This is a genomic window from Phenylobacterium sp. RIFCSPHIGHO2_01_FULL_69_31 (assembly GCF_001824475.1).
Lineage (GTDB): Bacteria > Pseudomonadota > Alphaproteobacteria > Caulobacterales > Caulobacteraceae > Phenylobacterium.
This window is the reverse complement of the sequence record NZ_MHXN01000014.1, coordinates 108,881-132,527: the sequence shown is the minus strand read 5'-3', so window position 1 is coordinate 132,527 and position 23,647 is coordinate 108,881. Positions and strand designations below refer to the sequence as shown.

Annotated in this window: 25 protein-coding genes; 11 read left to right on the top strand and 14 right to left on the bottom strand. The window is 70.5% G+C overall.

Annotated elements, in window-relative coordinates; genetic code table 11:
- Nucleotides 1–175: 175 nt before the first annotated feature.
- Together A2790_RS09900 and A2790_RS09895 are read right to left on the bottom strand one after the other, a co-directional pair.
- On the bottom strand, nt 176–1,144 hold the full coding sequence (locus tag A2790_RS09900; protein WP_293390671.1) for a quinone oxidoreductase: 969 nt from the start codon (nt 1,142–1,144) through the stop codon (nt 176–178).
- Nucleotides 1,144–1,839 carry a dienelactone hydrolase family protein gene (locus A2790_RS09895; protein ID WP_293390668.1) on the bottom strand — a complete coding sequence of 232 codons (696 nt, stop codon included), beginning with the start codon at nt 1,837–1,839 and terminating at the stop codon, nt 1,144–1,146. Before A2790_RS09895 ends, A2790_RS09900 begins: the two co-directional genes overlap by 1 nt.
- A 97-nt stretch (nt 1,840–1,936) precedes the next feature.
- On the opposite strand from A2790_RS09895, the gene A2790_RS09890 reads away from it, so the two are divergent.
- The 6 genes from A2790_RS09890 (at nt 1,937) to A2790_RS09865 (ending at nt 8,012) form a co-directional block, all read left to right on the top strand.
- Nucleotides 1,937–2,167, top strand: a complete 231-nt coding sequence (locus A2790_RS09890; protein WP_293390665.1) for a DUF6489 family protein — start codon at nt 1,937–1,939, stop codon at nt 2,165–2,167.
- Nucleotides 2,164–3,501 (top strand): tRNA uridine-5-carboxymethylaminomethyl(34) synthesis GTPase MnmE, encoded by a 1,338-nt coding sequence (mnmE, locus tag A2790_RS09885; RefSeq protein ID WP_293390662.1) that lies wholly within the window; start codon nt 2,164–2,166, stop codon nt 3,499–3,501. Before A2790_RS09890 ends, mnmE begins: the two co-directional genes overlap by 4 nt.
- A gap of 259 nt (nt 3,502–3,760) precedes the next feature.
- Nucleotides 3,761–5,608, top strand: coding sequence for a tRNA uridine-5-carboxymethylaminomethyl(34) synthesis enzyme MnmG (gene mnmG / locus A2790_RS09880; protein WP_293390660.1), 1,848 nt, complete (start codon nt 3,761–3,763; stop codon nt 5,606–5,608).
- Nucleotides 5,609–5,645: 37 nt separating this feature from the next.
- Nucleotides 5,646–6,335 carry a 16S rRNA (guanine(527)-N(7))-methyltransferase RsmG gene (gene rsmG, locus A2790_RS09875; RefSeq protein WP_293390658.1) on the top strand — a complete coding sequence of 230 codons (690 nt, stop codon included), beginning with the start codon at nt 5,646–5,648 and terminating at the stop codon, nt 6,333–6,335.
- Complete coding sequence (locus A2790_RS09870) at nt 6,319–7,143, top strand: ParA family protein (protein WP_293390655.1); 825 nt, start codon at nt 6,319–6,321, stop codon at nt 7,141–7,143. The genes rsmG and A2790_RS09870 overlap by 17 nt, the downstream gene beginning before the upstream one ends.
- A gap of 2 nt (nt 7,144–7,145) precedes the next feature.
- Entirely contained in the window at nt 7,146–8,012 is an 867-nt protein-coding gene (locus A2790_RS09865) for a ParB/RepB/Spo0J family partition protein (RefSeq protein WP_293390654.1), read from the top strand.
- On the opposite strand, the gene holA is transcribed toward A2790_RS09865, so the two are convergent.
- From holA to A2790_RS09845, 4 genes are all read right to left on the bottom strand, one after another.
- A complete protein-coding gene (gene holA / locus A2790_RS09860; RefSeq protein ID WP_293390652.1) occupies nt 8,009–9,061 on the bottom strand; it encodes a DNA polymerase III subunit delta in 1,053 nt (350 codons plus the stop codon). The two genes, A2790_RS09865 and holA, sit on opposite strands and share 4 nt — an antisense overlap.
- On the bottom strand, nt 9,062–9,568 hold the full coding sequence (gene lptE, locus A2790_RS09855; protein ID WP_293390649.1) for an LPS assembly lipoprotein LptE: 507 nt from the start codon (nt 9,566–9,568) through the stop codon (nt 9,062–9,064). It abuts the gene before it with no gap.
- Nucleotides 9,565–12,126 carry a leucine--tRNA ligase gene (leuS, locus tag A2790_RS09850; protein WP_293390646.1) on the bottom strand — a complete coding sequence of 854 codons (2,562 nt, stop codon included), beginning with the start codon at nt 12,124–12,126 and terminating at the stop codon, nt 9,565–9,567. The genes lptE and leuS overlap by 4 nt, the downstream gene beginning before the upstream one ends.
- A gap of 251 nt (nt 12,127–12,377) precedes the next feature.
- Nucleotides 12,378–12,854 (bottom strand): DUF3576 domain-containing protein, encoded by a 477-nt coding sequence (locus tag A2790_RS09845; RefSeq protein ID WP_068876062.1) that lies wholly within the window; start codon nt 12,852–12,854, stop codon nt 12,378–12,380.
- Nucleotides 12,855–13,124: 270 nt separating this feature from the next.
- Between A2790_RS09845 and A2790_RS09840 the strand changes: the two genes are divergently transcribed.
- Nucleotides 13,125–13,511, top strand: coding sequence for an NtrZ family periplasmic regulatory protein (locus tag A2790_RS09840; RefSeq protein WP_293390643.1), 387 nt, complete (start codon nt 13,125–13,127; stop codon nt 13,509–13,511).
- Here the strand turns inward: A2790_RS09840 and A2790_RS09835 are convergent.
- The gene (locus tag A2790_RS09835) at nt 13,501–14,034 is read right to left on the bottom strand and encodes a thiamine phosphate synthase (protein WP_293390641.1); all 534 of its coding nucleotides are present in this window, start codon (nt 14,032–14,034) and stop codon (nt 13,501–13,503) included. The two genes, A2790_RS09840 and A2790_RS09835, sit on opposite strands and share 11 nt — an antisense overlap.
- A 67-nt stretch (nt 14,035–14,101) precedes the next feature.
- Here A2790_RS09835 and A2790_RS09830 point away from each other — a divergent pair, with 67 nt between their 5' ends.
- A complete protein-coding gene (locus A2790_RS09830; RefSeq protein ID WP_293390640.1) occupies nt 14,102–14,764 on the top strand; it encodes a YggS family pyridoxal phosphate-dependent enzyme in 663 nt (220 codons plus the stop codon).
- On the opposite strand, the gene A2790_RS09825 is transcribed toward A2790_RS09830, so the two are convergent.
- From A2790_RS09825 to A2790_RS09815, 3 genes are read right to left on the bottom strand one after another with little or no spacing between them, the layout of a single operon-like run.
- Complete coding sequence (locus A2790_RS09825) at nt 14,754–15,887, bottom strand: hypothetical protein (RefSeq protein ID WP_293390637.1); 1,134 nt, start codon at nt 15,885–15,887, stop codon at nt 14,754–14,756. The two genes, A2790_RS09830 and A2790_RS09825, sit on opposite strands and share 11 nt — an antisense overlap.
- Nucleotides 15,888–15,907: 20 nt before the next feature.
- Entirely contained in the window at nt 15,908–16,582 is a 675-nt protein-coding gene (locus tag A2790_RS09820; RefSeq protein ID WP_293390634.1) for an AraC family transcriptional regulator, read from the bottom strand.
- Nucleotides 16,579–17,085 (bottom strand): L,D-transpeptidase family protein, encoded by a 507-nt coding sequence (locus tag A2790_RS09815; RefSeq protein ID WP_293390631.1) that lies wholly within the window; start codon nt 17,083–17,085, stop codon nt 16,579–16,581. The genes A2790_RS09820 and A2790_RS09815 overlap by 4 nt, the downstream gene beginning before the upstream one ends.
- A 54-nt stretch (nt 17,086–17,139) precedes the next feature.
- Here A2790_RS09815 and A2790_RS09810 point away from each other — a divergent pair, with 54 nt between their 5' ends.
- Nucleotides 17,140–17,823 (top strand): response regulator transcription factor, encoded by a 684-nt coding sequence (locus tag A2790_RS09810; protein ID WP_293390629.1) that lies wholly within the window; start codon nt 17,140–17,142, stop codon nt 17,821–17,823.
- On the opposite strand, the gene A2790_RS09805 is transcribed toward A2790_RS09810, so the two are convergent.
- Nucleotides 17,820–18,626 carry an exodeoxyribonuclease III gene (locus A2790_RS09805; protein ID WP_293390626.1) on the bottom strand — a complete coding sequence of 269 codons (807 nt, stop codon included), beginning with the start codon at nt 18,624–18,626 and terminating at the stop codon, nt 17,820–17,822. The genes A2790_RS09810 and A2790_RS09805 overlap by 4 nt on opposite strands.
- Nucleotides 18,627–18,851: 225 nt before the next feature.
- Nucleotides 18,852–19,487 (bottom strand): outer-membrane lipoprotein carrier protein LolA, encoded by a 636-nt coding sequence (locus A2790_RS09800; RefSeq protein WP_293390623.1) that lies wholly within the window; start codon nt 19,485–19,487, stop codon nt 18,852–18,854.
- Nucleotides 19,488–19,580: 93 nt separating this feature from the next.
- Here A2790_RS09800 and A2790_RS09795 point away from each other — a divergent pair, with 93 nt between their 5' ends.
- A complete protein-coding gene (locus tag A2790_RS09795) occupies nt 19,581–19,832 on the top strand; it encodes a UvrB/UvrC motif-containing protein (protein WP_293391420.1) in 252 nt (83 codons plus the stop codon).
- On the opposite strand, the gene A2790_RS09790 is transcribed toward A2790_RS09795, so the two are convergent.
- On the bottom strand, nt 19,829–22,195 hold the full coding sequence (locus A2790_RS09790; RefSeq protein ID WP_293390620.1) for a DNA translocase FtsK: 2,367 nt from the start codon (nt 22,193–22,195) through the stop codon (nt 19,829–19,831). The two genes, A2790_RS09795 and A2790_RS09790, sit on opposite strands and share 4 nt — an antisense overlap.
- 130 nt (nt 22,196–22,325) lie before the next feature.
- On the opposite strand from A2790_RS09790, the gene A2790_RS09785 reads away from it, so the two are divergent.
- On the top strand, nt 22,326–22,745 hold the full coding sequence (locus tag A2790_RS09785) for a hypothetical protein (RefSeq protein WP_293390617.1): 420 nt from the start codon (nt 22,326–22,328) through the stop codon (nt 22,743–22,745).
- A gap of 28 nt (nt 22,746–22,773) precedes the next feature.
- Here A2790_RS09785 and A2790_RS09780 read toward each other — a convergent pair whose 3' ends face one another.
- Nucleotides 22,774–23,646: a dienelactone hydrolase family protein gene (locus A2790_RS09780; protein WP_293390614.1), complete on the bottom strand. Its 873-nt coding sequence runs from the start codon at nt 23,644–23,646 to the stop codon at nt 22,774–22,776.
- Nucleotide 23,647 lies beyond the last annotated feature (1 nt).

The following is a 23,647-nucleotide window of genomic DNA, read 5'->3' as shown; positions in this document are numbered from 1 at the left end:
GAGGGGGACCACGAAGTGGGGGGGTCACCCCCACCGCCTCGCGCGCCCACCGTCTCGCCCCTCCGGTCCAATCCGCCTCCCCCGCTTCCGCAGGGGAGGAGTGATGCCCACCCGCGCGCCTCCCCCGTGCAACAGGGGAGGTGGTGGCAAAGCCGACGGAGGGGGCGTCAGCCGCTCACGGAATCAGCAAGCTCGCCCCGACCGTCGCCCGGCCCTCCAGCGCCTCGTGCGCCTGCCGCGCCTCGGCCAACCCAAACGTCTGGCCGATCTCGATCTTCACCTGGCCCGACCGGATCACGTCGAACAGGGCGGCGGCCGACGCCTCCAGCTCCTCGGTGGTGACGATGTAGTCGAACAGCGTCGGCCGGGTCAGGTACAGCGACCCGCCCTGGGCCAGCCGCGCCGGCGGGAAGGGCGGAACCGGACCCGAGGCGTTGCCGAAGCTGACGAACAGGCCCCGGCGCGCCAGGCTGGCGAGGGTGCCCTCGAAAGTGTCCTTGCCCACCGAGTCATAGGCCACCGGCACGCCCTTGCCGCCGGTGATCCGCCGGACCTCGGCGGCGACATCCTGCTCGCGATAGAGGATCACATGATCGGCGCCCAGCTGCCGGGCCTTGGCGGCCTTGGCCTCGGATCCCACGGTGGCGATCACCTCGGCGCCCAGGGCCTTCAGCCACTGGGTCATGATCTGGCCCACGCCGCCCACGGCCGCATGCACCAGCACCGTCTCGCCGGCCTTCACCGGATAGGTCCGGCGGATGAAGGCCTCGGTGGTCATGCCCTTCAGGAGCACGGCCGCCGCGGTCCGGGCGTCGATGTCGTCCGGCAGCTTCACCAGCCGGTCCGCCGCCACGACATTCGCCTCGGCATAGGCGCCGAAGCCGCCGGAGTAGGCGACCCGGTCCCCGACCTTAACGCGCGTAACGCCCTCACCGACCGCATCCACCACGCCCGCCGCTTCGCCGCCCGGAATGCAGGGCAGCTTCACCGGGTAGAGGCCCGTGCGGTGGTAGGTGTCGATGAAGTTGATCCCGATGGCCTCGTGGCGCACCCGCGCCTGGCCGGGTTTCGGCTCAGGGGTGTCGACGTCCACGACCTCCAGGACCTCGGGGCCGCCGGTCTTTTCGAAGCGAATCGCGCGCATCAGCCGATCGTCCGCTGGAAGAACTGCAGGGTGCGGCCGCCTGCCAGCTTGGCGTCGGCCTCGTCGTAGTGCTCCCCGCCCACCCGGGCGAAGGCGTGGTCGCGGCCGGGATAGGTGTGGATCTCGATCTGCGGATGGTCCTTCAGCGCCTGCAGGATGACGGCCTGGGCCTCCTTGGGCACGAATTGGTCCTCTTCGGCGATGTGGAGAAGGAGGGGGCGGGTCAACTTCTCGGCCTCGGCCACCCGGCTCTCCAGGCCCACGCCGTAGTAGGAGACGGCGGCGTCCACGTCGGTGCGGGTGGCGGTGAGGAAGGCGAGCTGGCCGCCCAGGCAGAAGCCCACGGCGCCCACCTTGCCGTCGCAGCCGGCGTCGGCGCGGATGGTCTTGATGGTGGCCTGGATGTCCTTCACGCCCTGGTCGACGTCGAAGGCGTTGAAGAGTTCGAAGGCCCGCTTCCACTCGGCTTCGGACTGGTCGGTGATGTCGATGTCGGGCTCGATCCGCCAGAAGAGGTCGGGGCAGACGGCCAGGTAGCCCTGGGCCGCGAGGCCGTCGGTGATGTCGCGCATCACCTGGTTCACGCCGAAGATCTCCTGGATCACAACGACCGCCGGAGCCTTCGCCGCGGCCGGCCGGGCCACGTAGGCCGAAAACGCGCCGTCCGGCGTTGTGATGCTGATGCGTTCGCCCATGTTTCGTCCTCGTTCGTTACTGCGTCGGCAGCGGGTACTAGCGCACATCCGCGGCTCACGGCCATATGGTCGCCGAGCATAGAGAGGGCCAGACGTCATGAAGATGACCATCGAGGTGGATTGCACCCCGGAGGAAGCCCGGCGGTTCATGGGCCTGCCGGACGTGAGCGCGCTGAACGACCATCTGGTCAGCGAGATGAGCAAGCGCGTCGACGCCAACATCAACATGCTCAACCCGGAGGAGTTCATGAAGAACTGGATGACCTTCGGGACCGGGGCCCAGGAACAGTTCCGCAAGTTCATGGAAGCCGCGACGACCCGGAAATGACCGATACGATCTACGCGCCGGCCACGGCTGCGGGCCGTGCGGCGGTGGCGGTGGTGCGGGTCTCGGGGCCGTGGACCCGCGCGGCGGTGAGGGCGCTCGCCGGCGCTGTCCCCCCGCCGCGACGGGCGAGCCTGAAGACCCTGCGCAATGCGGACGGGGAGGCGATCGACCAGGCCCTGGTGCTCTTTTTCGCCGGCCCGGAGAGCTACACCGGCGAGGACGCGGCGGAGTTTCACGTGCACGGCGGGACGGCGGTGGTGGGCGCCGTGATCGAAGCGCTGCGGACCCTGGACCTGCGGCTGGCCGAACCCGGGGAGTTCACCCGCCGGGCCTTCGAGCACGGGAAGCTCGACCTGGCCCAGGCGGAGGGCGTGGCCGACCTCATCGACGCCGAGACCGAGGCCCAGCGCCGCCAGGCCCTGGAACAGCTCGGCGGGCGGCTGTCGGACGTCCAGGCGCGCTGGACCGAGGCGCTGCTGGAGGCTCTCGCCATGCTGGAGGCCGCCGTCGACTTTCCGGACGAGGAGGTGCCCCAGGACGTCGCCGCCCGCGCGCGGCCTGTGCTGGAACACCTGGTCGCCGAGCTGGAGATCGCGGCGGCCGACGCGGAGCGGGGCGAGCGGATTCGCGAGGGCTATCGCATCGCCCTGATCGGCGCGCCCAACGCCGGGAAGAGCACCCTGCTGAACGCCCTGGCGGGCCGGGACGCCGCCATCGTCACCGCCACCCCCGGGACCACGCGGGACATCATCGAGGTCCCGATGGTGCTGGCCGGCTACAAGGCGCTGATGGCCGACACCGCGGGTCTGCGCGAGACCGGCGACGAGATCGAGGCTGAGGGGGTGCGCCGCGCCCGGGCCTGGGCCGCGGCCGCCGACTTGCGGCTCTGGCTGGTGGACGGATCGTCAGGCGAGACGGGCGCGGTCCCGATGGAGCTGCGGCCCGGCGACCTGTGCCTGATCACCAAGCGGGACCTGCCGGTGGGGCCGGCCGGCGCCTGGGCCGCGGGTCAAGCCAAGCGGCTGAGCCTCGCCGTCGCCGAGGTCACCGCCAAGGGCCCCGGCGACCTGGACTGGATCCGCGGCGTGCTGGAAGAACGGATCGTGGAGGCCCTGGAGGGCGCCGAGCCCCCAGCCGCCACCCGGCTTCGCCACCAGGAACTTCTCACCGAGGCCGCCGATCGTCTGCGCCACGCCCTGGCCCAGGACGAACACCTGGAACTGGCCGCCGAGGACGTCCGCCTGGCCGCCCGCGCCCTCGACCGCATCACCGGCCGCATCGACCCCGAACAGGTCCTCGGCCGCATCTTCTCTACGTTCTGCATCGGGAAATAGCCCTACGCCCCCTCAGGCGGCTGCGCCGCCAGCTCCCCCGCGGGGGAGCAACTGGGTGGAGCGACGCCTCAAGCGGGCCAAGACAACTCCCCAGTTCCTCCCCCCTCTGGGGGAGGGGGACCACGAAATGGTGGAGGTGGTCGCCCGCTCCGCTGCGCAGCCAGGAACTTCCGCCAGCATGTCAGGCAACTGAGCAACTTCCCCCTGCGCCACTGTTTCACGTGAAACACCCCGGGCTTTCCCCTATATGCACCCCCGCATGACCTGGGATGTGATCGTCATCGGCGGAGGGCACGCCGGCTGCGAAGCGGCGGCCGCGGCGGCGCGGTTCGGCGCGCGCACCCTGCTGCTCACCCACAAGCTCGAAACCATCGGAGAGATGAGCTGCAACCCGGCCATCGGCGGCCTCGGCAAGGGCCACCTTGTCCGCGAGATCGACGCCCTGGACGGCGTCATGGGCCGCCTGGCCGATGTGGCCGGCATCCAGTTCCGGATGCTGAACCGCTCTAAGGGCGCCGCCGTGCGCGGGCCGCGCAGCCAGATCGACCGGCGGCTGTATCGCGAAGCCATGCAGGCCGAGCTGGCCGCGACACCCAACCTGGAAATCCGGGCCGAGGCGGTCGAGGACCTGATCGTCGCGGACGGCGTCGTCGCCGGGGCGGTCGGCGCCAGCGGGACCGAATACAGCGCGGGGCGCGTGGTCCTGACCACCGGCACGTTCCTGAAGGGCGTGATCCACCAAGGCGAGCAGCGCATCCCGGCCGGCCGGATTGGCGATGCCCCGGCCATCGGCCTCGCGGACCGGCTCTATGCCTCGGGCCTGCGGATGGGCCGGCTGAAGACCGGCACCCCGGCGCGCCTCGACGGCTCCACCATCGCTTGGGACGCGCTCGAGATGCAGGACGCGGACGCCGAGCCGATCCCGTTCTCGTTCCTGACGGATGCGATCACGACGCCCCAGGTCCAGTGCGGCATCACCTACACCACGGAAGAGACCCACCGGATCATCGCCGAGCGGCTGACGGAATCGGCGGTCTATGGCGGCCGGGTGTCGGGGAAAGGGCCGCGCTACTGCCCCTCCATCGAGGACAAGGTCGTCCGCTTCCGCGACAAGACCAGCCACCAGATCTTCCTCGAGCCCGAGGGCCTGGACGACACCACGGTCTATCCGAACGGCATCTCCACCTCGGTGTCGGCTGAGACCCAGGATCTGTTCCTGCGCACCATCCCCGGCCTGGAGCAGGTGGTTGTGAAGCGGCACGGCTACGCCATCGAATACGACTACGTCGATCCCCGCGAGCTGTTCCCGACCCTGGAGGTCAAGCGCCTGCCGGGCCTCTACCTCGCCGGTCAGATCAACGGCACGACCGGCTACGAGGAGGCGGGCGCGCAAGGACTGGTCGCCGGCCTGAACGCGGCGAGGGCGGCCTCCGGCGCCGACCCGGCCCAGTTCGCGCGCGATGAGGCCTACATCGGCGTCCTGATCGACGACCTCGTCACCCGGGGCGTCACCGAACCCTATCGGATGTTCACCAGCCGGGCTGAGTTCCGCCTGACCCTGCGCGCCGACAACGCCGACCAGCGGCTGTCGGGCAAGGGCGTCGCCCTCGGCGTCGTCGGCTCCCGCCGGGCCGAAGCGTTTCACGTGAAACACGCGGAACTCGCCGCCGCCCGCGCCGAAGCCGCCAATCTGACCCTCACCCCTTCCGCCGCCGCCAAGGCCGGCTTGCCGGTCAAGGCCGACGGCCAGCGCCGCAACCTCGTCGAGCTGCTGGCCTACCCGACCATCGACTTCGATGGCCTGGCGAAGATCTGGCCGCAGATCGCCGCCTGGTCGCCGGCCGTGCGCGAGCAGATCGAGATCGACGCCTCCTACGCCGGCTACCTCGACCGCCAGGCCGCCGACGCCGAGGCCTTCCGCCGCGACGAGGATCTGCGCCTCCCAGCCCCTCTGGACTACGCCGCAATCGGCGGCCTCTCCAACGAGGTGCGCGAGAAGCTGGCCGCCGTCCGCCCGCTGACCCTGGGCCAGGCCGCCCGCATCGAAGGCCTGACCCCGGGCGCCCTGACCGCGCTCCTGGCCTACGTCCGCCGCCGCGCCGCCTGACCGGATGACCCAGTCGCAACCCCCAATTCCTCCCCCCTTGGGGGACGGCAACCATCCGCAGGATGGTGGAGGGGGTCCTCCACAGACGACGCTAGGATCTCGCGTCACGGACGCCGCGTCCTTCGCCCGGGCGGCCAAGGCCACACCCGAGCAGATCCCCGACCTGACCCGCTTCCTCGAGCTGCTCACCGAGGGCAATGCGGTGATGAACCTGGTCGGCCCCGCCACGATCCCCGACTTCTGGAACCGCCACGCCTGGGACTCGGCCCAGCTCTTCCGCCTGGCCCCCGAGGCCCTCACCTGGGCCGACCTCGGGGCGGGTGCCGGCTTCCCAGGCCTGGTGCTCGCGATCCTCGGCAAGGGGCGGCCCGGCTTCCACGTCCACCTGGTGGAGAGCATGGCCAAACGCTGCCGCTTCCTCGCCCAGGTGGTGGCCGAGCTCGACCTGCCCGCCACGGTTCACAACGAAAGGGCGGAAAACCTCACCCTGGCTGTGGACATCGTCACCGCCCGCGCTTGCGCCCCGCTTCACAGACTGTTGGGGTATGCCCGGCCATACTTGCAGTCGGGGGCGCAGGGCCTGTTCCTCAAGGGGCAAGATGTGGTGGCGGACATGTCCGAGGCCGCAAGATATTGGGAATACGAGGCGGATGTCGTACCGTCGCTGAGTGACGAGAGAGGCCGTATCGTGCGTGTGAGGAGGCTAGGGCGTGTCCGCAAGGTCTGACCGGGGACTACGCGTGCTGGTCGTCGCCAACCAGAAGGGTGGCGTCGGCAAGACGACCACGGCCATCAACCTCGGCACGGCCCTGGCCGCCGTGGGCGAGAAGGTGTTGCTGGTCGACAGCGACCCCCAAGGCAACGCCTCCACGGGCCTGGGCGTGGGCCGGGCGCTGCGCAAGAAGACCCTCTACGACGTTCTGATGGGCGAGAAGCCGCTGCTGGAGGCCGTGGTGAAGACCTCGGTGCCCGGCCTCGACCTGATCCCCTCCGACCCCGACCTCTCCGGCGTAGAGCTGGAACTCGGCCAGCAGGCCCGCCGCTCGTTCAAGCTGCGCGACGCCATCGCCCCGATCCGCTCGACCGGCGCGTACACCTACGTCCTCATCGACTGCCCGCCGTCGCTGAACCTCCTGACCGTCAACGCCATGGCCGCCGCCAACGCGGTGCTGGTGCCCCTGCAGTGCGAGTTCTTCGCCCTGGAAGGCCTCTCCCAGCTGATGCGGACCATCGACCTGGTGCGGGGCAGCCTCAACCCGGCCCTGGAGCTCCAGGGCGTGGTCCTCACCATGTACGACCGCCGCAACTCGCTCTCCGAACAGGTGGCCAGCGACGTTCGCGCCCACTTCGGCGAGGCGGTCTATCAGACGGTGATCCCGCGGAACGTCCGCGTCTCCGAGGCCCCGTCGTTCGGCAAGCCGGCCCTGGTCTATGACCTCAAGTGCGCCGGCAGCCAGGCCTATCTGAAACTGGCGCGCGAGGTCGTCCTCAGGGAGCGCAAGCGCCGCGCCAGCCAAACCATGGAACTGAGCTGAAGATGGCGGAGAACCGCAGGGGACTGGGCCGCGGCCTGTCGGCGTTGCTGGGCGAATCCGAGGAGATCGCGCACGCCGCCGATCCGGCCGCCGGGGTCCGTGAGATCCCGATCGAGCTGATCCACCGCAACCCCGAACAGCCCCGCCAGACCTTCGCCGAGCCCGAGCTGGCCGAGCTGGCCGACTCGATCCGCGACAAGGGCGTGCTGCAGCCGATCCTGGTGCGGCCGTCCAAGCGCACCGCGGGCGAGTTCGAGATCGTCGCCGGCGAGCGCCGCTGGCGCGCGGCGCAGCGGGCGGGCCTCTCGGCCATCCCGGCCCTGGTGCGTGAGCTGGGCGACGTCGAGGCGTTCGAGATCGCCATCATCGAGAACATCCAGCGGGCCGACCTGAACCCGATGGAAGAGGCGCGGGCCTATTCCGCCCTGATGGGCCAGCTCCAGATCACCCAGGAGGAGGCCGCAAAGCGGGTGGGCAAGTCGCGCAGCCACGTGGCCAACACCCTGCGGCTGATGCAGCTGCCCCAGGGCGTCCAGGACCACCTGGTGGCCGGGCGCCTGACCGCCGGCCACGCCCGGGCGCTTCTGACCGCCGACAACGCCGAGCAGCTCGCCGACCGGATCGTGGAGCACGGGCTGACGGTGCGCGACGCCGAGGCCCTGACCCGCGGCGGCGGCGAGGCGCCGAAGAAGGCCTCGGGCCCGCGCAAGGCCAAGGACGCCGACACGGCCTCGCTGGAGGTCGACCTCGAGGACGCTCTCGGCATGAGCGTCGACATCGCCGACCGCGGCGGCGCGGGCGAGGTGAAGATCCGCTACGCCAGCCTCGAACAGCTCGACGAGATCTGCCGCCGCCTGATGCGCCGCTAGAGCCCCAGCCGCCGCGCGCGGCCGGCGATGGTCAGGGCCAGGCGCTCGGCGATGAGGCGGTCGGGGGAGCCGGCGGTCTTGCAGGCCTTGTCCGCCGCCAGCACCTCCGGCTGGATGCGATCCAGTTCGTCCAGCGACCAGGACCGCGCCTGGCGCAGGAACTCCCGCTCCTGCTTCCAGAACACGCCCGAGGCCTTGGCTGCTTCCTGCAGGCCCGCACCGTTCTTGTGGAGCGTCAGCACGCGGCGCAGCTTGCCGAGGTGCATGCCGATCGCGCGGACGGCGGCCGGGCCGGCCTCGCCCTCCTGCGCCGCCCGGCGCAGGCCCGCCTGCGCCTCGCCGAGGCGCCCGCCGAAGGCGTCGGCCGCGGCGTCGAACAGCGAGGATTCCGGCTCCACGCCCAGGAAGGGCTCCAGGTCCGCCGGCGTGGCCGTGGTCCCGCTGCCGGGGCCGAGGTACAGCGCCAACCGCTCGATCTCCTGGCGCGCCACGCCCCGCTCCTTGGGCAGGCGGCCCACGAACAGCTGCAGGGCGTCGGCGTTCAGCGCCACCTGGTCCTTGGCCAGCAGCTCGCGGACCAGCCGCGCCACGTCGCCGGGTTCGTCCTCGTAGCAGGGGATGGCGGCGGCCGCGTTCGCCTTCTCGGCGGCCTTGCGCAAGGCGGACTCGCGGCCGAGGTTGCCGGCCTCGATCAGGAAGAAGGCGTCGGGGTTGAGCTCGCCCTTGGCGTGGCGGTCCAGCGCCTCGGCGGCCAGCTTGTCGGCGGCCGGCTTCTCGGCGGTAAGGCGCAGGCGGACCAGCCGGCGGCCGCCCATCAGCGACTGGGCGGCGAGCTCGCCCTCCAGCCGCCCGCCGTCGTCGGCCAGGTCCTGTTCGGTCAGCAGCGAGACGTCGAAGGGATCGTCGGGATTGGGGACCAGCTTGCCGGCCAACTGGTGGCCGCGGTCGCGCACCACGCCCATGTCGCGGCCATAGATCAGGGCGGCGCGGATGGCGGGATCGGGTTTCCCGAGGAAGCGCTCGATGTCCGGCCGCTTCGAGAGGATCATCTAGTTGGCGCGGGCGACCTTGGCCCCGTTGGCCAGCCAGACGGCCAGCTCGAGCTGGATGCGCCGGGCCGCTTCCTCGGCCGCCCGGTCCTGGGCGTCCTGCTGGGCCGAGATCGAGGCGTAGGGCTGGTCGGCGCTGTCGTAGGTGAGCTCGACCCGCACCTGGCCCTGCTTGGCCACCGCGCGGGACTTGGCGTCGCGCAGGGCGTAGGCGGCGGTCAGCACGTATTCGTAGCGCGTGGCCACATTGTCGATCCGCACCCCGCGCGGATACCGCGCCTCGCCCAGGCTGAGGTCCATGGTGTAGGCAGGGGCCGCCGAATGGTCCTTGGCGAAGGCGTCGTCCAGGTGCTGGCGGATCAGGTAGCCGGTCCGGCCGGACGGGGCCAGAACCTGGATCGAGGCCAGATTCTTCACCACCTCGGGCTGGGCGTACAGCGGCTGGAAGCCGGCGCAGCCGCCGAGCGCGAGGGCCGAAACCAGGGCGAGGGCGAGGAACCTGCTCATGCGGCCACGATATTCACGATCCGGTCCTTGACCACAATGATCTTGCGGATCGTCAGGCCCTCCAGGCGCTGGGCGATCTCCGGATCGGCCATCAGGATCTTCTCGACCTCGGCCTGCTCGGCGCCCGCGGGGGCGGTGATCTCGCCCCGGCGCTTGCCGTTCACCTGCACGGGCAACACCTTCACCGCATCCTCGGTCAGGGCCGGGTCGAAGGTGGGCCAGGGGGCCTCGACCACCAAACCCGGGCCGCCGATCCGGGCCCAGCATTCCTCGGCCAGGTGCGGCGTGAAGGGGGCGATCAGCCGGGCGAAGGCGGACAGGGCCTCCTGGCGCGCCGCCAGCACGGCCGGCGTCGCGCCCTTGGCCGGATTGGCCTTCAGCAGGTTCAGGAATTCGTACAGCCGCGCGATGCCCGAGTTGAAGCGGAAGGTGTCGATCGCCTCGGTCACCTGCTTCGTCAGCTTGTGAGTGGCGCGGCGCAGCTCGTCGTCCGGCTCGGCCGTCGTGACGTCCTGCGGCTGGCTGTCGAATTCGTCCCAGACGCGGTTCACGAACCGCCACGAGCCCTGGACCCCGCCACTTGTCCACTGCACGTCGCGCTCGGCCGGGCTGTCGCTCAGCACGAACAGGCGCGCGGCGTCGACGCCATAGACCTCGAAGATCTCCTCGGGGGCGACCGTGTTCTTCTTGGACTTCGACATCTTCTCGATGTCGCCGATCACCAGCGGCTCCCCGCTGCCGACCATGACGGCGCGACGGGTATTGCCCTCGGTCAGCAGCTCCACGTCCTTGGGCTCGACCCAATCCCCGCTCTGCCGGCGATAGGTCTCGTGGGTGACCATGCCTTGGGTGAACAGGCCCGCGAACGGCTCGCGCACCGACAACTGGCCGTCGTCGGCCAGGGCCTTGGTGATGAAGCGGGCGTACAAGAGGTGCAGCACGGCGTGCTCGATGCCGCCGATGTACTGGTCCACCGGCAGCCAATAGTCCGCCGCCGCCTTGTCGATCGGCTCGGCCGCCTCGGGGTTGGCGAAGCGCGCGAAGTACCAGGAGCTGTCCACGAAGGTGTCCAGCGTATCGGTCTCGCGCGTGGCCGGCCCGCCGCACTTGGGACAGGTGGCGTGCTTCCACGTCGGGTGCCGCTCCAGGGCGTTGCCCGACTTGCCGAACTCGATGTCGGCGGGGTGGGTGACCGGCAGCTGGTCCTTAGGCACGGGGACCACCCCGTCTTTCTCACAGTGGACCACCGGGATCGGGCAACCCCAGGCCCGCTGGCGCGAGACGCCCCAGTCGCGCAGGCGGAACACCGTCGCGCCCTCGCCGTCGCCCTGGCCCTCGATCCGGGCGATGGCGGCGGCCTTGGCGGCCTCGATGTCCATCCCGTCCAGGAAGCCGGAATTGTAGATGGTTCCGGGGCCCGTATAGGCCTCGGTCCCGATCTCGAACGTGGCCGGGTCCTCACCGGGCGGCAGCACCACGGGCCGCACGGGCTGGCCGTACTTGCGGGCGAAATCCAGGTCGCGCTGGTCGTGGGCCGGGCAGGCGAAGATCGCGCCCGTGCCGTAGTCCATCAGGATGAAGTTCGCGATCCAGACCGGCAGCTCCCAGTTCGGGTCGAACGGGTGCTTCACGCGCAGGCCGGTGTCGTAGCCGGTCTTCTCGGCGGTCTCGATCTCGGCCTCGGTGGCCGCGCCCTTGCGGCATTCCTCGATATAGGCCGCCGCCTTCGGGTCGCGCGCCGCCACCTCCGCCGCCAGCGGGTGGTCGGCGGCGATGCCGACAAAGCTCGCCCCGAACAGGGTGTCCGGACGGGTGGTGTAGACCTCCAGCCCCTCCGGCCGGTCCTCGCCGGCGAAGTGGAACTTGAACCGCAGGCCCTTGGACCGGCCGATCCAGTTCTCCTGCATCACCCGGACCTTCTCGGGCCAGCGGTCCAGGGCCTGCAGGTCGTCGGTCAGCTGGTCGGCATAGTCGGTGATCCGCATGGACCACTGGTTCAGCTTGCGCTTCTCCACGACGGCGCCCGAGCGCCAGCCACGGCCGTCCACCACCTGTTCGTTGGCCAGCACGGTCTGGTCCACCGGGTCCCAGTTGACCAGGCTCTCCTTGCGATAGACCAGGCCCCGGGCGAACAGGTCCAGGAACCAGGCCTGCTGCTTGCCGTAGTATTCCACGTCGCAGGTGGCGAACTCGCGGGACCAGTCGATCGACAGGCCCAGCTCCTTCAGCTCGGCCCGCATCCGGGCGATATTGTCGTAGGTCCAGCCCTTGGGATCGACCCCCCGCTCCATGGCGGCGTTCTCGGCGGGCAGGCCGAAGGCGTCCCACCCCATCGGGTGCAGAACCGAGAAGCCCCGGGCGCGCTTGAAGCGGGCGATGACGTCGCCCATCGAATAGTTGCGCACATGGCCCATGTGCAGGCGTCCCGACGGGTATGGGAACATCTCCAGCACATAGTATTTGGGCTTCGACGGGTCGGCGACCGCGCGGAAGCTGTCGGCGTCGGTCCACGCCTTGCGCCACTTCGGCTCGGTCTCTTTCGGATTGTAGCGGGCCATGACGGGCCTTTGGACTGGAGTTGGAGTTCCGGTCAACCGTTCCTCCCCCAGCGCGCACTGCGCGCGGTGTGGGGGAGGTGGGTCGAGGCGAAGCCTTGAGCCGGAGCGGGTTTCATCCCCGGCCGCCAGGCTACGGCGGAAGCCCCCTCAGTCGGCCTCCGCCGACAGCTCCCTCCCGGACCGCTTTCCGGTCCGACCCCCGGCCAAAGGCTCCACCCCCAAAGGGGGTGGAAGGGGGAGCAATGGGAGCTTCAGCCCCGGATGTTCGAAAGTCGAAGCTGGCGGGCCCGGGTCAGGATCGAATTCTCGATGTCCGTCTCGGTCTGGCCGGCCGTCGGCTGGTCCACCCAATTGCCGCTGGCGTCGCGCAGCTGCTTGAAGACCGCCACGTTCAGGCCGTCGGCGCGCAGGCGCGAGTCCAGGATGTAGACCGTGCACTTGAAGCGCTCGTCCGGCTTCTCAGGGTTTGTGTACCAGTCGGTCACGATCACGCCGCCGTAAGGGTCGGCCGAGGCCAGGGGCATGAACGACAGCGTGTCGAGCGTCGCGCGCCACAGGTAGCCGTTGACGCCGATCGCCGCGGCGTTGTCGCCCGACGAGCGGACCTTGGCTGATTTTCCGCCGCCCAGCGGGTTGGGGATGCTCCCGCAGGCCCCCACCGCCACGACGCTCAGCGCCGTGGCCGCGATCATCAAGCCACGCATCCGGTTACCGCGCACAAACGGCATATGTATCCGTCTCCATAGATTTCCGCAGCGCAAGCGCCACGGCGCCGCCCCGCGCCGGCTGCCTCTATAACAATGCGTTGTGAGGCGCCAAACAGGAATCGCGTGCCCCGGGCGCCACACAACCGAACCATCTTATCGTTAACGGAGCCCGCGAGAGGGGAGTCCCGTTGACCCGCAAATGTCGCCGCCCTTAATTCGGCGGCAATCGCGGTGCTGTATTCCTCAGGGGGCAGGTCGCGAATGGTGACCGTTGGGGCTATATAGAGTTCGATGTCCACACGCCGCATCAGCGTCGTCCTCGCCGCGTCCGCGCTGATCAGCGCGGCGGCCGGCGGTGCGTACGCGGCGGACAAGTCCCCTAAGCCCATGGACTTCACCGTCAAGTCCGAGCCGATCACGGTCGCGCCGAACGCCGGCCGCAATATGCGGTTCGACGCCTCGAAGGGTCGCTTCGGCCTGATGCTCGGCATCCAGCAGCCCGACGGCCGCCCGGCCACGCCGAACGACGTCTCCGCCGGGGCCTACTTCCGGATCACGCCCTCCGTTCGCGTCGGCGGCTCGGTGGCTCTCGGCGACCAGGACCTGACGCCGCAGCGGAACCAGGCCCGGCCCGCCGACCAGCCGAAGGTCCGGCTCGAGTCCACCTTCAAGTTCTAAGGCCGTCCACGGCCGCCAGTCCGATGAGGCCCGTGTCCAGGAGGCGTCGGGCCGTTTTGCTGTTTATGCCCCCCAGCGCATAGGCCGGCCGCCCCGCGGCGCGGACCCTGGCGGCCAGGCGGATCGGGCCCAGCGCCGCGCCCGCCGACGCACTCTTCGACGGGAACGCCACCGAAATCACCACCGCATCGGCCTCTCCCCTTCGCGCGGCGGCCAGGGAATGCGCCGCCGAGGTCACCAGCCATTGCGGATGCGCGCGCTTCACGGCCCCGGCGCGATGCGCGATGCGCTCCGGCAGGTGGACGCCGTCCGCGCCGATCTGGATTGCGAGTGGAATGTCGAGACCGATCAGCAGCTTGAGCCCCCGGGAACGGGCGATGTCGCGCAACCGGCGGGCCTGCGCCTCGGCGTCGGGGGCGCCGAAGTGGCGGTAGACGATGGCGCTTCCGCGCGGAAGGCCCGCGGCGATCGCTTCCGGATCGGGCGTCCGGCGCGGGTCGGTGAAGAACAGCAGGGCGGGCAAGGCCTTCCGCAGCCGCCGCCGCGCCGGTAAGAGCCGGGCCGTACGCTGCAAGGTCCAGAACCCGGAAATGTCCGCCGCTCCCAATGCCGAAGGCTACGCCGACGTGGTGGCCCGGATCGCCCGCGCCGCGCAAGCCGCCGGACGCGATCCGAACGAGGTGACCCTGGTGGCCGTCTCCAAGACCCAGCCCTGGGAAGCCATCGAGCCCGTGCTGGCCGCCGGCCAGAAGGTGTTCGGCGAGAACCGGGTGCAGGAGGCGATGTCCCGCTGGGCCGGGAAGGCCGAAGGGCTGACGCTTCACCTGATCGGCCCCTTGCAGACCAACAAGGCGAAGGAGGCGGTGGCCTTCTTCGACGTGATCGAGAGCCTCGATCGGGAAAAGCTGGCCCGGTCGCTGGCGGACGAGGCGCAGAAGCAGGGCCGGGCGCCCCGCCTCTACGTCCAGGTGAACACCGGCGAGGAGCCGCAGAAGGCCGGGATCCTGCCCCCCGACGCCGACGCCTTCATCGCCCTCTGCCGCCAGACCTACGGCCTGCAGCCGGAGGGGCTGATGTGCATTCCGCCCGCCGACGAGCCGCCGGGGCCGCACTTCGCCCTGCTCGCGAAGATCGCCGCCCGCAACGGGCTCTCGAAGCTGTCCATGGGCATGAGCGGCGACTTCGAGACCGCCATCCGGTTCGGCGCCACCAGCGTGCGGGTCGGCTCCGCGGTGTTCGGGGCTAGGTCTTAGGCCGCGGCCACAGCTGATCGGCCGGCACGCCCAGGACGCCGGCCGCGGCCGGATGCAGCGATGCGGGCGCGAGCCGGCCGGCCTTCACCGCCCCCGCCATCCAGGTCTCGATGCGCCCGCCGGTGCGATCGTAGCCGTCGGCCTTCAGCAGGCCGTAGAGGCCCGCGGCCAGGACGTGCATGCCCTCGTCGGCCTTCGCCCAGCGCTCCGCGGGCGGCCGGGCGACGCCCAGGCGGTCGGAGACGATCTGGTCCAGGGCCTGAACGGTGTCCTCGTTGAGGATGCCTTCCATCGAGTTGTAGCCGAACGCGGGGTCGTGCTCCTTCAGGATGCGGACCATCAACGGATCGGCCTCCAGCGCGGCGATGGCGGCCTTGGCGGTCGGCCCCTCCATGGCGAACGGCGGATGCAGGATCTCGTGGGCGGCGATGCGGATCGTCAGGTCGTCCGGATAGTCCACGTGGCTCAGGAACCGCTGGCCCTGGATCCGCGTGCCGTGTGGCTTGGAGAACCACAGCAGGATGACCTCGATCTCCGGCTCCAGCGCGCGGCCGATCAGCCGCTCCTGCTCGGCGATCACGTCGAGGGCCGCCAGCCGCGCCGACAGCGCCGCGACCCGAGGCTCCAGCTTCGCCCGCAGGAACGTCTGGCGGAACGCCGGGAACCCCGCCGTCTTCAGGCCGGCGAGGACGGCCAGCAGGTCCGCGCGGGAGGCGAGGAACCCTTCCCAGCTCTCCTGATCCCAATACGGGCTCGCCGCATATGCCGGCCGCACCCGGGCCTCAGCCTCGCGCACCGCCAAGGACACGTCGTCCAGTGTGGCATCCGAAGCGCCCGACAGTAGGGTGCAGAGACCGGGAGCAAGCAGTGAGCCCTTCGCATCGGCCGCGGCCTGCAAGCGGTCCAGCGCCGCCTGGGCGGACGAGGGGAAGGCCGGCCGGAACGCCGCCAGCTCGGCCTCGTAGTAGCGCGTGTAGAGCGGTTTGCCCGACAAGGGACCCAGGAAGCAGAGGGCGTCGAACCCCTCCGAGGCGCGCACCTTCCATCGGGTGCGGCCTGCGGCGAGTGCGGGAATGGGCAGGGCGGCGGCCGTGGCGGCGGCCATGAGCTGGCGTCGGTTCATGCGCCGACCCTGGCCGGGGTTCAGGCGGCCGTCTTGAACGGACTTGATGCGCGCCAGGCGCCCGGGGTGCGGCCCGTGACGGCGGCCACGGCGCGGGTCATGTGCGCCTGGTCCGCGAAGCCGCGATCAACGGCGATCGCGGCCAGGGGCGCGGCCGAGTGGGCCGCATCCGCCGCCGCGGCGCGCGCGCGGGCCTCCAGGCCGAAGCGCTGCGGGGCCACGCCGAAGACCTTGCGGAAGCCGCGCGACAGGTGCTCGACGGACAGGTTGCGCGCCGCCGCCCACGCTCGAAGCCCGGCCGGCCGCATGGCGAGCAGCCGGGCCAGGTCGTCGGGCCAGTCGCCGTCCACGGGCGGCGCGACGGCGAAGTCCGCCGCCAGCAGGGCCGCCGCGGCGTTCGGGTCCTGCTCGGCGGCGCGGACGATCAGGTCTGGATCGCCGACCCGGCCGAAGCCCGCCGGCAACGGACCCAGCAGCGGCAGGTTCAGCACCACGGCGCCCCGGCCGGGGACGCGGTTCAGATGCGCCTCGAAGGGATGGTGGACGATGACGTCGCCCGCCGCGACGCGCCGCCGCCCGGCCTCGCCCGCCTCCTCGTAGCCGCCGGACAGCACCACCGCGAGGTAGCCCTCGGCGTGGCGGTGCCGGGCCAGCTCGCCGCCGGCCAGCACCTGGCGGAGCGGCGGGTGGCTCATATGGCGCGGATCTCCACCGCATCGCCCGGCCGGGCCGAATCCAGCAGATCCTCCAGGTCCTCGCGCTTGACGGCCACGCAGCCTTCGGTGGGCGGATAGCCCGGCTTGCAGATGTGCAGGAAGATCGCCGAGCCCCGGCCGGGGACGGGCGGATCGTCGTTGTGCCCCAGCACCACCACGATGTCGTAGACGCCGTCCTCGCGCCACAGCCGCTCGGCGCTGGCGGGGTAGGGCAGCTTGACGTGGCGGTTGTATTCCGGGTCCGCCGGGTCGTCGCACCACCCGTCATCCTCGGTCATGGCCCGCACCCGCAGCTCGCAGGCCGGCGGCGGACCGCGGTCGGGGCGATAGATCACCTCGCGGATCGGCCAGACACCCGCGGGGGACGCCCCGTCGCCCTCGCGCTTCTGCGCCGCGGGAACCACGCCAGCGGGACCCAGCGCGCAGCGGACGCGACGCTCGCCGACGTCGAGCCAGCCGTCGGAGGTGGCGACGAAGATCAATGGAACCTCGATTCCCTTTGCGGCGAACCCAACAGATGGTGTTTGTTGCCGCTTATGGCTCAACGCAAGACCCTCCTCATCGTCGACGACGACCAGGACCTTCGCGGGGCGATCGCCGAACAGCTGCAGGCCGAGGGCTTCGACACCGTCGAGGCGGCCACCGCGGGTGACGGCGTGCGCCAGGCGCGGGAGGCCAAACCCGACCTGATCCTGCTGGACGTCGACCTGCCCGACATGGACGGGCGCGAGGCGTGCAAGCGGATGCGGGAGGACGGCGTGACGACGCCGGTCATCATGCTGACCGCCGCGGACACCGACGACGACACGGTCCGGGGCCTGGATTCGGGCGCCAACGACTACGTCACCAAGCCCTACAAGTTCGCGGTGCTGCTGGCCCGCATCCGGGCCCAACTGCGCGACTACGAGCATTCGGAAGGCGCCGTCTTCCGCCTGGGCGCCTACGAATTCCGCCCCGCCGCCAAGATGCTGGTGGACGAGAAGGGCAAGAAGATCCGCCTGACGGAGAAAGAGACCAACATCCTGAAGTACCTCTACCGAGCTGGCGAAAAGGCCGTGTCGCGCGAGGAGCTGCTGGCCGAGGTCTGGGGCTACAACGCCGGGGTCACCACCCACACCCTCGAAACCCACGTCTATCGCCTGCGCCAGAAGATCGAGCCCGACCCGGCGAACGCCCGCCTGCTGCTGACCGAGCAGGGCGGCTACAAGCTGGCGCCCTAAAGCAGCAGGTCCGCGCTGACCGGCGCGTGGTCGCTGGGGCGCTCCCAGGCGCGGACGTCGTCGTGGACGCGGCTGGCGGGAGCGCCGAGGCGCCAGGCGGCCTCGCGCAGGCCGGGCGTCACCAGGATGTGGTCAAGGCGCAGGCCGCGGTTCGACTGGCGGAAGTCGGCGGCGCGATAGCTCCACCACGAGGCCAGCTTGGTCGGCTCGGGCGTCGTGGACCGCGTCAGGTCGATGAAGCCCAGCGAAGCCTCCAGCCTGCGGAACGCCTCGATCTCCACCGGCGTGTGGCTGACGATCTTGGACATGTACTTGTGGTTCCAGACGTCGAACTCACCTGGCGCAACGTTGAGGTCGCCCACGATGGCCAGCGGCGCCTTAGGGTCGCGCTTGGCGAGCTCGGCGGTCAGCTTCTCGTAGAAGTCCAGCTTGTGGTCGAACTTCGGGTTCTGGGTGCGGTCGGGCACGTCGCCGCCGGCCGGAATGTAGAAGTTGTGGACCTCGACGCCGGCGATGATCCCGCCGACGCAACGGGCGTGCTTCTCCCGGCAGACGTCCAGGGGCGGAGCGTCCTCAATCGGCAGGCGCGAGGCGATGGCCACCCCGTGCCAGCCCTTCTGGCCGGCGATCTTCAGGTAGGGCAGGCCCATCTCCTTGAAGGCGTTCACCGGGAACTCGCCCTCGCGGCACTTGATCTCCTGCATGCAGAGGATGTCGGGCGCCTGTTCATGGACGAAGCGGGCCGCCTGTTCCGCGCGCAGCCGGACGGAGTTAACGTTCCAGGTGCAGATTCGAAGTCGCATGGCCGCTCTCTAGACCAAAAAGAAAGCCCGGGCGCTTGGCGTGCGCCCGGGCCGTATGAGTTGTCTCTCATGCCGCCGCCGGGAGGGGATAGGTTCCGGCACGGGTTTCGTCGACACGACCGGCGCGCCGACGACGTAGTGATAATATCGCCACAGTATGACAGAAAGTCAAAGGTCTTTCACGGCGCAGCTTGCCTGTGTCAGCTAGGACACGGTTTTTGCAACCTAAACTTTTCCTCGGCCGGGGTTCTTGGGACGCGGGTCCTTCAGGACGAAGAGCGAGCGGTCCAGACCCGATGTCCGTTGCAGTCCCTGGAGCTGGACCCGGGTCGGGCGCTGCTGGGCGTCGGTGACCGTCCAGCCCGCCAGGGCCAGGGGCGTGTCGGTGAAGGTGAGGGTGATCTGTCCCGCGGTCTCCTTCTTGCCGTCGCGCGCCGTGATCGAAAACCCGTCGGCCATCCGCGAGACCCGCGTGATCGTCACGCCTCGGTCCAGGCGGATGGTGCGGGCCAGGAACAGCGACAGGGGCGTAGCGGCCAGGGGATACTGGTCGAAGGTCTTCAGCCGCTTGTCCTGCACCGAGACCACGCCACCGTCCGAGACGACCAGGAGGCCCGAGGGGGCGTCGTAGGCGAAGCGGGCTTTTCCCGGCCGCTTCATGAACAGCTGGCCGGTGGTGGCGCGGCCGCGGGCGTCGGTCTGCACGAACCGCGCCTTGGCTTCGTCCAGGCCCTCCAGATAGGCCACCGCGCGAGCCACGAGGGCCTGGTCGGCGGCGGATAACCCGGTCTGCGCCAGCGCCGGGCCGGCCAGCGGGGCCGCGGCGAGCGCCAGGGTGAGGCTGCGTCGAGTGAAGGTCATGCTTGCTCCGTAACGTGCCGAAGGCTTATCGCGCCAGAGGGGCGGCAATGGGGCCAGCGGCAACGCTTTGCCCGCAGGAGGTGTTCCTTGGGCATGATCGAGGACCTGGAACGTCGGATGGCGGAGGCGGCCGAGGCCGGCGACTTCGAAACGGCCGCCCTGCTGCGCGACGCCATCGCCCGCATCCGCTCTGGCGAGAGTGGCTTGCGCGAACAGAAGCCCGGCCGCATGGGCCTGGGGTCGAGCCAGGAGCGCTATGTGGCGGATCCCAGCAAGCCGCTCCCGAAGAAGCCGGACCCCATGACCGCGGGACACAAACCCGGCGGCCGCCGCTCGAAGGGTTAGGGCGCCGCGCTCACCAGGATTTCGCGCTTGCCGGCGTGGTTGGCGGGGCCGACGACCCCCTCCTGCTCCATGCGTTCGATCAGCGATGCGGCCCGGTTGTAGCCGATCTGCAGGCGGCGCTGGATGTAGCTGGTGGACGCCTTGCCATCGCGGGTGACCACGGCCACGGCCCGGTCGTAGAGGTCGTTGCCCTCCCCGTCCCCGCCGCCGAAGCCCAGGTCGCCCTCCTCGCCCTCCTCGTCGCCGCCGGCGGTGACTTCCTCGAGGTAGCTGGGCGTTCCCTGGTCGCGCAGGAACTTCGCCACGGCCTCGACCTCGCCGTCGGACACGAACGGGCCGTGCAGGCGGGTGATGCGGCCGCCGCCGGCCATGTAGAGCATGTCACCCTGACCCAGCAGCTGTTCGGCCCCCTGCTCGCCCAGGATGGTGCGGGAATCGATCTTGGAGGTGACCTGGAAGCTGATCCGGGTCGGGAAGTTGGCCTTGATAGTGCCGGTGATGACGTCCACCGAGGGGCGCTGGGTGGCCATGATCAGGTGGATGCCGGCGGCGCGGGCCATCTGCGCCAGCCGCTGGACGGCGCCTTCGATGTCCTTGCCGGCCACCATCATCAGGTCGGCGACCTCGTCGATGATCACGACCAGGTACGGCATCGGCTCGGGCCGGATCTTCTCGCTCTCGTAGGTGGCGCGGCCGGCCTCGTCGAAACCGGTCTGAACGGTCCGCTCGAAGTGCTCGCCCTTGGCCAAGGCCTCCCGGGCTCGCTCGTTGTAGGAGGCCACGTTGCGGACGCCGATCTTGGACATCCGGCGATAACGGTCCTCCATCTCCCGCACGGTCCACTTCAGCGCGACGATGGCCTTTTTCGGATCGGTCACCACCGGCGCCAGCAGGTGCGGGATGCCGTCGTAGACGCTGAGCTCCAGCATCTTCGGGTCGATCATGATCAGCCGGCACTGCTCAGGCGGCAGGCGGTAGAGGATCGACAGGATCATGGCGTTGACGCCCACCGACTTGCCCGAGCCGGTGGTGCCGGCGATCAGGAGGTGGGGCATCTTGGCCAGGTCGGCGATGTAGGGCTCGCCGCCGATGGTCTCGCCGAGCACGACGGGCAGCGACTGGCCGCCGCGCTCGTACTCCGGCGCCGCCAGCAGCTCGCGCAGGTAAACCGTCTCGCGCCGCTGATTGGGCAGCTCGATGCCGATGGCGTTGCGGCCGGGCACCACCGAGACGCGGGCCGAGGCCACGCTCATGGACCGGGCGATGTCGTCGCTCAGCGCCACGACCCGGGCCGACTTCACGCCAGCGGCGGGCACCAGTTCGTAGAGCGTGACCACGGGGCCGGGGCGGATCTGGTCCACCTGGCCGCGGACGCCGAACTCGGCCAGCACGCTTTCGAGGAGCTGGGCGTTCTGGCGCAGGGCGCCTTCGTCGTACTGGGCGGCGCGGGCGGGCGCCTTGGTCAGCATCGACAGTTCGGGCAGCTGGAAGCCGCCGTCCTGAGCGAAGGCGAAGGTGGCCTGGGCCTCCTTCTGCTCGCGCACGCTTTCCTTCGGCGCGGGCTTGGGCGCCTTGACCTGCAGGACGGGTCCGTCGCCAGCGGCCGCGACCGGTAGCGGCGCGAGGACGGGGCCGTCGTCGAACGCGTCCTCCGCGGGCGCCGCCTTGGCCTTGCGGCGCGCCACCTTGGCGGCCCCGACGGGCTCGGGCTTGGCCGCCTTCAGCCGGGGTTTGGGTGTCAAAGCGTGGGTCAGGCCGTCGGCGATCCCGCGGACATCCAGGCGCGAGAGGCCCAGGCCGTAGCCATAGGCGACGATCCCGGCGGCGGTCAGGACCGTTCCGGCGATTGCGGTTCCGAAGGCCAGGCGCGCGTATTCGATCAGGCCGGCGAAGCCGCCGAGCAGGGCATCCCCCCAGAAGCCGCCCAGGCCCTTGGCCAGGGGCCAGGCGGCGGGCGTCGGAGCCCAGGACAGGGCGCCGGCGAGCGCCAGGACGCCCAGGGTCCCGATCGCGGCGCGCAACCGAAGCCGCGCCCGGCTGGCGTCCGGCTCGGGATCGGCGACGCGGGCCAGGCCGCAGGTGACGATCAGCAGGGCCGCAAGACCCGCGGCCACGCCCAGCGATTGCACGCCGATGTCGGCCAGCACTGCGCCCCCGCCGCCGAGGGCGTTGGTGGGCTGAGTCGGCCCCGCGGCGTTCAGGCTAGGATCGGCGGCGTTATAGGTCGCGAAGGCGGCGGCCAGGGCCGCGCCGAACGCCGCGACGAGCCCTCCGCGCATCCGGGCCGTCGCCGGATGGCTCCAGGTGAGCCAGGCGATGTGGAGCGCAAGCTCGCCACCGGTTTTCCGCGCCACCCGCGCCATGCGCCCAAGGTCTCCCAGACTCGACTCACCCCCTGTTTGCGGCAGGGACCGTTAATCGCGCGTTTACCGTGATGCCCGGACGTTGCGATCGCCCTTTCTTGCGGCGCGCGGGCGCACTAGGTTCGCGACCATGAACTGGTCCATGCCCCGTCCCGTGCTGCAGGTGGTGGCCGCCGGCCTCGTGACCGCGTGCCTCGGCGCCTTCGCGCTGGGCGCCATCACCGCGCCGGCCCGTAGCCGCCTGCCCGGCGAGCGGGTTCCGGGCGAAGCTGGCCAGGTGCTGGAGGCGCAGGAAGCCAAGCCGCTCACCGACGAGCGCATCATCGGCGCCGCCCAGGACGAGCAGGAGCTGACGCCGGAAGAGCAGGCCAGGCTCGAGGAAGAGAAGAAGGCCAAGGCCGAAGCCGCCGCCCTCGCCAAGGCCGAGGCCGAGAAGGGCGCTCCCGCGGGTCCGGAATCGGCCCCGGTCATCGCGCCTCCGGCCCCGACGGAGAAGGCGGAGGCGGCCCCCGCCCCGCCCCCGCCGAAGATCGAAGAGCCGGTGTTCTGATCGTTCCTCCCCGACGGGGAGGCGCGGCTCAAACGCCGTTCTTCTTGAAGAAGGCCAGCATCTTGGCCCAGGCGTCCTCGGCGGCTTCCTTCCCGTAAGAGGGCCGGTAATCGGCATGGAAGCCGTGCTGGGCGCCCGGATAGACGATGATGTCGCTGCCCGACTTGCCGGCGGACTTCAGCGCCGCCTTCATCTTCTCCACGTCGGCCAGCGGGATGCCGTTGTCCTTTTCGGCATAGAGACCCAGCACGGGCGCCTTCAGGTCGGCGGCCAGGTCGATCGGGTTCTTGTTGCCCGGATCCGGCTGGGACATGCCGTTCGACAGGCGACCGTACCACGCCACGCCGGCCTTGAAGTCGCTGGATCGGGCGCAGGTCTCCCAGACAACCGAGCCGCCCCAGCAGAAGCCTGTGATCCCCATAAGGGAAGCGTCGGCGAACGGTTGGGCTTTGAGGTAGGTCACCGCGGCGGCCACGTCGCCGGCGACCTGAGCGTCGGTGGCGGTGGCGACGATCTTCAGGATCGCCGGGAAGTCGGTCATGGTCGACGGGTCGCCGGCGCGCACGAAGAAGTCCGGGGCGATGACCGCATAGCCCAGCTTCGCCAGGCGCCGCGCGGTGTCGCGGATGTACTCGTGCAGGCCGAAGATCTCGGAGATCAGCACCACGCAGGGGAACTTCCCCGCCTTCGCCGGCCGGGCGATGAAGGCCGGGATCTCGCGATCCGGCGCCTTGATCTGAACCATGCTCTGCACGAGGCCCATGCCGTCGGTCTTGATGGGCTCGGCGTTCGCCGACCAGGCGGCCAGCGCATAGCCCCCGGTGAGGGCGAGCGTCAGGCCGCGGCGGGACAGATGGACGTCCTCGGGGCGGGTGCCGTCCGGGCGGGTGAGCGTGACCATG